This is a genomic window from Cupriavidus sp. UYPR2.512 (genome assembly GCF_000379565.1).
Taxonomy (GTDB): Bacteria; Pseudomonadota; Gammaproteobacteria; order Burkholderiales; family Burkholderiaceae; genus Cupriavidus.
In genome coordinates, this window is sequence record NZ_KB903148.1 from 47494 (window position 1) to 54674 (window position 7181).

At 67.8% G+C, this 7181-nt stretch carries 7 protein-coding genes; 3 read left to right on the plus strand and 4 right to left on the minus strand.

The annotated features are described in order from the left end of the window. Positions 1-192: 192 nt before the first annotated feature. Positions 193-1380: a helix-turn-helix transcriptional regulator gene (locus A3A5_RS0123970; RefSeq protein ID WP_018313031.1), complete on the minus strand. Its 1188-nt coding sequence runs from the start codon at positions 1378-1380 to the stop codon at positions 193-195. 233 nt (positions 1381-1613) lie between these two features. On the opposite strand from A3A5_RS0123970, the gene A3A5_RS0123975 reads away from it, so the two are divergent. Next, positions 1614-2444, plus strand: a complete 831-nt coding sequence (locus A3A5_RS0123975) for an SDR family NAD(P)-dependent oxidoreductase (RefSeq protein WP_018313032.1) — start codon at positions 1614-1616, stop codon at positions 2442-2444. Positions 2445-2487: 43 nt separating this feature from the next. Then, the gene (locus A3A5_RS0123980; RefSeq protein ID WP_018313033.1) at positions 2488-3387 is read left to right on the plus strand and encodes an NAD(P)-dependent oxidoreductase; all 900 of its coding nucleotides are present in this window, start codon (positions 2488-2490) and stop codon (positions 3385-3387) included. A 45-nt stretch (positions 3388-3432) separates the two neighbouring features. Here A3A5_RS0123980 and A3A5_RS0123985 read toward each other — a convergent pair whose 3' ends face one another. From A3A5_RS0123985 to A3A5_RS0123995, 3 genes are read right to left on the minus strand one after another with little or no spacing between them, the layout of a single operon-like run. Then, entirely contained in the window at positions 3433-4191 is a 759-nt protein-coding gene (locus A3A5_RS0123985; protein ID WP_018313034.1) for an SDR family oxidoreductase, read from the minus strand. A 25-nt stretch (positions 4192-4216) separates the two neighbouring features. Then, positions 4217-5065, minus strand: a complete 849-nt coding sequence (locus tag A3A5_RS0123990; protein WP_018313035.1) for an SDR family NAD(P)-dependent oxidoreductase — start codon at positions 5063-5065, stop codon at positions 4217-4219. Next, positions 5062-5487: a nuclear transport factor 2 family protein gene (locus A3A5_RS0123995; protein ID WP_018313036.1), complete on the minus strand. Its 426-nt coding sequence runs from the start codon at positions 5485-5487 to the stop codon at positions 5062-5064. The genes A3A5_RS0123990 and A3A5_RS0123995 overlap by 4 nt, the downstream gene beginning before the upstream one ends. A 235-nt stretch (positions 5488-5722) precedes the next feature. Between A3A5_RS0123995 and A3A5_RS0124000 the strand changes: the two genes are divergently transcribed. Further along, positions 5723-6589 carry an SDR family NAD(P)-dependent oxidoreductase gene (locus A3A5_RS0124000; RefSeq protein WP_018313037.1) on the plus strand — a complete coding sequence of 289 codons (867 nt, stop codon included), beginning with the start codon at positions 5723-5725 and terminating at the stop codon, positions 6587-6589. Positions 6590-7181 lie beyond the last annotated feature (592 nt).

Below are 7181 nucleotides of genomic sequence, written 5' to 3' on the forward strand. Positions count from 1 at the left end.
AGGTTGATGCGTGCGTGGAACAGGGCCGAGCGTGGACAGCACGCATCACTGCGTCTGTCTGACGTGCCGTCCGCGTGCCGCGCCCGCTTGTCATGGGCATGCTGGGAGCGCGGCTGGCGGAGCTCATCCTCCATTCGGACTAGGAGGACCGATCGCAACGGCGTGCGCGCCGGCCGGCTGACGTAAAGGCGCTCAGCCGAGCGTCACGACACTGCTCAGCAGCATGCGCACGAGCGTGGCCTGCCGCGTGACCCCCGTTTTGGAGAAAATCGAGCGCAGGTGGGCGCGTGCCGTGTTCTTGCTGGTACCCAATGCCTCCGCCGCTTCGTCCAGCGTCATGCCGTCGGCAAGCACCAGCGCCAGGGAGGTTTCGGCTGGCGTGAGGTCGAACAGCTTGCGCACCACCTCGTGCGAGGCGCGCGACTTGCGCTCGGGATCGCGGATAAAGACCGCGCAGGCCGGACGATGCCGGTTTTCTTCCGACCATTCGCTGAGCGGAATGGTGCGGATCAGCACGCCCAGCTTGCCGCGCCCCGACGGGCGCGTGATCGACATGGCCTCGGCCAGCGCCGGCGCGCTGCCGTGGTGTCCCATCTGGGCACGGCGCAGCAGGTACTGGAACTTGCGGCTTTCCTGGGCGTAAGCGATTTCGAAGGTGTTCCCGTTCAGGCGGATGCCGTCGTTCTCCGCCAGGATCTCGTCGGCTTCGGAATTCTTCTTGAGGATCGTGCCGGCGGCGTCGAGGATCACCATGCCCACCAGCATGCGGTCGATCGCGCCCGCATAGAGCGAGCGCTCCGATTCCACCACATCCAGCCGGGAATGCAGCCGGACCGCGCGCTTCAGGTGCGGCAGGATCACCCCGCAAGCCGCTTTTTCCACGTCCGAGAAATCCCGCGCATGGTCCTGGCGGCAAACGCGCAGGCGGCACTCGACACCGTCCTCGGTACGGATGTCCGCGCCCAGCAGATACCGGATGCCGAGCGGCTGCAGGAATTGCCGGTAGATCTCGCTGCGGCACCAGTTGCCCGCGCCCAGCGCTTCATCGACCGTCACCGCCCGGTCGGTGGGCAGGTTGATGAAGGGATCGATGGCGTAGTAGTAGCTGTTGTATGACGCCTCCGCCTCCAGCGAGGTGCCGCGCTCCGACGCATGCACCGCCAGTCCGCTGCGGTCGCTGGCGGGCGAGCGCAGGATAAAGCTCACGTAGCTGGCGTCGAGTTGCTTGCGCAGCATCTCGAGCGCATGGCCCCACGGCACCGGTTCCATCGGCCCTTCGTAGACCGCGGCCAGCAACGCGCTGATTTGCGCAACGCTCAGGCCAGACTGCGCAAGCAAAGGCGACGCCATTTCCTGCGCCACAACGGTCGCCATCAACATTCTCGGTCTCCTGTTTCCACACCACGTGTGTGCCCGCCGGCGCTCTGCGGCACCTGGCGGCAGCGCAGATTATAGGGATGCTGCCCGCCGGTGTCCGCCACGCGGCGTTCGTGTTTGCCCTAGTTTGCGCCGCCCTGGTGTTTTCCCTGACCTGCAATCGGACGATGTCCGTCCCGCCCGCCGCCGCTCCAATGTCGGCATCCCCGCAGTGCAACCGAAGGAGATCGACTCAGATGGATTTCACCGACAAGACCGTGCTGGTCACCGGCGGCGGCGCCGGCATCGGGCTGGCCACCGCGCAAGCCTTCCTGGAACAGGGGGCGCGCGTGGCGATCCTCGAGATCGACGCGCAGCGGGCTGACCATGCCCACACGCTGCTGGGCAAGGCCGGCGCCGAGGTGCTGGTGGCGCAGGGTGACGCGGCAGATGCCGACACCGTGCGCGCCCTGGCGGCGCAGATCGAGGCGCGCTTCGGCGCGCTGGACGTGCTGGTCAACAACGCCGGCGATTTCCTGCGCATCGCCAAGCCGTTCGAGCTGTATGCCGACGACGAGATCGCCAGCCTTTACGCCGCCAACCTGGGCCACGTATTCACCGTCACGCGCGCCATGTTGCCGCTGCTGCGGCGCAGCGCCGCCGGCAGCATCGTCAGCGTGTCGTCGATCGAGGCCTTCCGCGGCATCCCGTACTGCAGCGTGTACGCCGCCTTCAAGGCCGCCATCACGGGTTTCACGCAGAGCCTGGCGCTGGAACTCGCGCCGGCGGGCATCCGCGTCAACCTGATCGCCCCCGAGACCACCGAAACACCGCAGGTGCCAGTGGCGCAGATGGTTGCCGCGGAACACCAGCACCATATCCCGCACTGGATCCCGCTGGGGCGCTTCGGCACGCCACGGGACATTGCCGACGGCATCCTGTTCCTGGCCAGCCCGCGCGCAGCCTGGATCACGGGCACGGCACTGCACGTCAACGGCGGCGCACTTGCCGCCGCCGGCTGGTACCGCGACCCAAAAGGGACCTGGACCAACATGCCGGTCATCGCCGGCAACGGCATGAACCTCTGATGGCCGCGCGCCGTGGCCACATCACTCACCCAAGGAGACAAGCATGAAAATACTGATCGTCGGCGGCACCGGCATGATCGGGGGCCACGCGGCCCTGCACCTGCGCAGCCGCGGGCACGATGTCACCATCGCAGGACGCAACCGCCCCGCCCCCGGCACGCCGCTGGGCGAGCTGGACTTCCTGCGCTGCGATTACATCGCCAATGACCTGGCCGTGGCGCAGCTCGGTGCCTTCGACGCGCTCGTGTTCGCCGCCGGCAACGATGTGCGCCACGTCCCGCCGGGCGGCGACGAAGCAGCGCACTGGGAGTACGCCAACGTCCAGGGCGTGCCGCGCTTCTTCCGCGCCGCGCGCGATGCCGGGGTCCGGGTGGCGGTCCATGTCGGCAGCTTCTATCCACAAGCCGCGCCGCGGCTGGTGGAAGGCAACGCCTACATCCGCTCGCGCAAGCTGGCCGATGAAGGCGTGCGCGCGCTGGCCACGGACGCCTTCCGCGTGAGCAGCGTGAATGCGCCGTTTGTCGTGGGCACGGTGCCGGGCCTGACGGTGCCGATGTTCAAGGCCTATACCGGCTATGCCCGCGGCAACCTTGCGCCGATGCCGGATTTCGCGCCGCCGGGCGGCGTCAACTTCATCTCGGCCGCGTCGCTGTCGGAAGCGATCGAAGGTGCCCTGCTGCGCGGCGAAAATGGCAAGGCCTACCTCGTAGGCGACGAGAACCTGTCGTTCCAGGACTACTTCGGCGCGTTCTTCCGCAATGCGGGCCGTCCGGTGCCGCCGGTGATCGACCAGGAGCATCCGCTGCTGCCGGACTCGGCCATCTGCTTCGGCCGGGGCAACACGCTCTACTACGAGCCGGATGCGGCCGAGACCGTCCTGCTCGGCTATCGTCGCCGTGACATCCTGCGCACAGTGAGCGAGATCGTGTCGCAATACAGCTGAAACGGCGCCGCGGCGGCCCGCGCTAGCAGGCCGCCGCGGCGGGTCTTACAGCCCCGAGATCAGCTGCGCGTTGTCGATGCGCAGTTCCGCGCCGTTGATGAAGCGCGACGCGTCCGAAGCCAGGAACAGTACCAGGTTGGCGACATCCTCCGGCTGGCACATGCGTGCCATCGGGTCCGTGCCGATGCCCAGCGCCACCGGATCCAGGTCCGGCACCAGCGCCTGCGTCATCGGCGTCCAGATCCCGTCGGGGTGGATGGAATTGCAACGGATGCGGTAGCCGTTGCGCTTGCAGTGCACGGCCACGCTGCGCGCCAGCGCGGTCACGGCACCTTTCGCGCCGCTGTACGCGCACATCATCGGCAATCCGCCCAGCGCTGCCACCGACGACATCACTACAATGGAGCCGCCGGCCGGGTTGCCCTTCATCGCCTGCACGCCGAACTTGCAGCCGAGGAAGTAGCCGTCGGCATTGACGCGCATCACCTGCCGCCAGGTATCCAGCGAGGTTTCCTCGATCGATCCCGGCGGACAGATGGCTGCATTGTTGACCAGCACATCGAGCCGGCCGAAGCGGTCCTGCGCGGTGGCCATGGCCTTGCGCCAGTCCTCCTCGCTGGCAATGTCGTGGCGCACGAACAGCGCCGCAGCGCCGATCTCGCGCGCCACCGCCTGGCCGACCTCTTCGTTGACATCGGTGAGCACCACGCGCGCGCCTTCGGCCGCCAGCAGCAGCGCATCGGCGCGCCCTACCCCGCTGGCCGCACCGGTAACCAGCACGACCTTGCCCGTGACTTGATTCATCGTTTCTCTCCTTGGGTGATCCGCTTCAGGCGGCGTCCGGAATCCTGCCGGCCAGCACCGCGCGCAGCGCGGCTTCGCCATACACGGCCGCCATGGTTTCATCCAGGATGGGGTTGCCGCGCAGTTCGCTGCCGCCATCGACGGCGATGCTCTGCCCCGTCACCCAGCCAGATTCCGGCCCGGCCAGGTAACGCACCGCGCTGGCGATGTCGTCCGGCTCGCCGGCGCGGCCCAGCGGCATCTGCGCGACGAACTTTTCAAGCATGCCCGGGTTGTCGAACATGGGTCCGGTCGCGCCGGAGCGGGTAAGCCCCGGGCGCACCGCATTGACGCGGATGCCGCATCCCGCCAGCTCCTCGGCCGCGGCGCGCACGAACGCTTCCAGCCCAGCTTTCGCAGCGCAGTACGCAGACAGCCAGCGGCAGGTCATGCGCGCCGCGTTCGACGAAATACAGACGATCGCGCCGCCATGCGGAGCCATCAACGGCGACGCCTGGCGGATCGCCAGGAACGCGCTGGCGATGTTCAGCTCCAGCTCCGCCATCAGCGACGCGGTATCGTGCATCAGCAGCGGACGGAAACCGCCGCCGCCAACGGTCGCCACGACGATATCGAGGCGGCGCCCCAGTTCCCAGGCCTGCTGCAGCGCGGCCTGGACGTCATTCTCATGGCAAGCGTCGCCGACGCGGATTTCCACCGTGGCGCCGGCCACTGCATCGCACAGGCTGCGCCGTGCCGCTTCCAGCGCTTCGCGACGCCGCCCCATCAGGACGACTGCTGCGCCATCACGCAGCAGCGCCAGGGCGCTGGCCGCGCCGATACCGCCTGCGCCGCCGGTGACGAGTGCGGTCTTGCCTTCAAGTACGCGAGTCATGGACATGCCCCCCGCAGCGGCAGGTCCTGCGTCCAGTCCACCACCAGTTCGCGCGCTGCAATACGCCACTGGCCCTGCGACCGCTCGAAGCGATCCTGGTAACGGATGCCCCAGTCCAGCTTGCGCGGCACCCCGTCCTGCTCATACAGGTGGTTGGCCACGCAATAGGTTTCCCCGGTCGCGGTATCGCCATCGAGCACCACCATCTGCTGGTGTACGTGGTGCTGCGTCGCGCTGTACTGGCCGAGCGATGCCATGCCGTCGACGATGGCTTGCGCTCCGTCCATGCGAAAACCCGGCCCGGTCAGCCGTGCATCCGGGCTGAACACTTCCGCCAGGCGCGCGAAATCGCGCCGGTCCACCGCCTGCGCATAGCGGCAGGTCAGCGCGTGAATGGCTTGCTTGTGCTCCAGTTCGGACATGGCCAGGCTTACTCCTTGGTTGTGACCGGCGGCGCCGATACAGCACCCAGCCGGTCGTTGGGATGGCGAGTATCCTCGGCCCAGCCGCGCCGGCAGCCATCGTCCGCGTGGAGTAGCCGGCCATGGCACCGCTTAGTCCGAACGAAGGATGTCCCGAGGCCACGCCCGCCCCAAGCTTCGACGGAGCGCGGGCGGCCACTACGATGCCCGCACATCACTGACACAGGAGACAGACATGAAGCAGGCGGAACAGGCCATCGTCGCGGTCGTCACGGGCGGCTCGCGCGGGGCCGGCAAGGGCATTGCGTTGGCGCTGGGCGCGGCAGGCGCGACCGTGTACGTGACCGGGCGTACGGAACAGGAAGGCAATGCGCCGCTGCCCGGCACCATCCACGCCACGGCGCGGGAGATCGACGCGCTCGGCGGGCGCGGCATCGCGCTCGCATGCGACCATCGCGACGACGCGCAGGTGGCGCGGCTGTTCGATCGCGTCCGGGAGGAAGCCGGCCGTATCGACATCCTCGTCAACAATGCGACCTTCCTGCATGACGAGCTCATCATGCCGGGGCCGTTCTGGCAGAAGCCGCTGGAGATGGCCGGGATTCTCGATGTAGGCCTGCGCTCAGGTTACGTGGCCAGCTGGCATGCCGCGCCCATTATGGCCGCGCAGGGCCGCGGGCTGATCGTGTTCACCTCGTCATTTGGCGCCAACTGCTACATGCACGGTCCGGCCTACGGCGCGCAGAAGGCGGGCATCGACAAGTTCGCGCACGACATGGCGGTCGACCTGCGACCCTACGGGGTTGCGGCGGTGTCGCTGTGGATGGGGCCGCTGCGCACGGCGCGCACGCTGCGGGTATGGGAGAAGCATCCGGACAAGTACGCGGCCTTCGCGCCAGTGGCGGAGCCCCCTGAGTTCACCGGGCGGATTATCGATGCGCTGTACCGCGACCCCGCGCTGATGGACAAGTCCGGACGGGTGCTGATCGGCGCAGAGGCGGCGCTGGCCTATGGCATCGTCGATGCGGAGGGGGTGCAGCCGCCGTCGTACCGGCAGGCGCTGGGCGGGCCGCCGCCGGTGCATCCGGCGATTGTGGAGTAAGGGTGGGGATTGGCTCTTGGGCTTTGGCACTGCGGTTGGGTGTCGTGCTTGGCGGGCGCGGGCTGTTTCGCCGGCGTAGCCGGCGACTTACTTCTTGTCCAAGCGACAAGAAGTAAGCAAGAAACGCGTCGCCTATGCGGCTGGCAATCAATTGCACGGCGTTGGTCGTATCGGCGGCGGTGCTTGCCGTTCGATGTGGTTGCCCGTTCGAGCCTGCTAACGCCATGTGAGTCAGGGATCGTGCCTGCATTAACCCACTATTGAACGATCCCCATGCAGGGCGTAGGCCGCCTGCTGCCGACCGTATCGCGGGGACGCCTACGGCTGCGCTGCGCGCCGGCCCCAAGCAGAGCGACCGACCACTTCCTAACCGCGTTGGGTTCGGCATCATCCGCGACCACGCGGTGTGAGCGCAGCGATGCACTCCGTGCCCGGGCCCTCCGACCTGAGATGCTGCGTGCGCGCAGCGCAGCCGTAGGCGTCCCACCGATAACCTGGTTAGCAGGCTGCCAACAACCTAAAGTCGGGTTCGTCCAATAGTCCGTGGACGCAGGCACCAGACAGGGAGCGTAGCTGGCTCGAACCACCAATC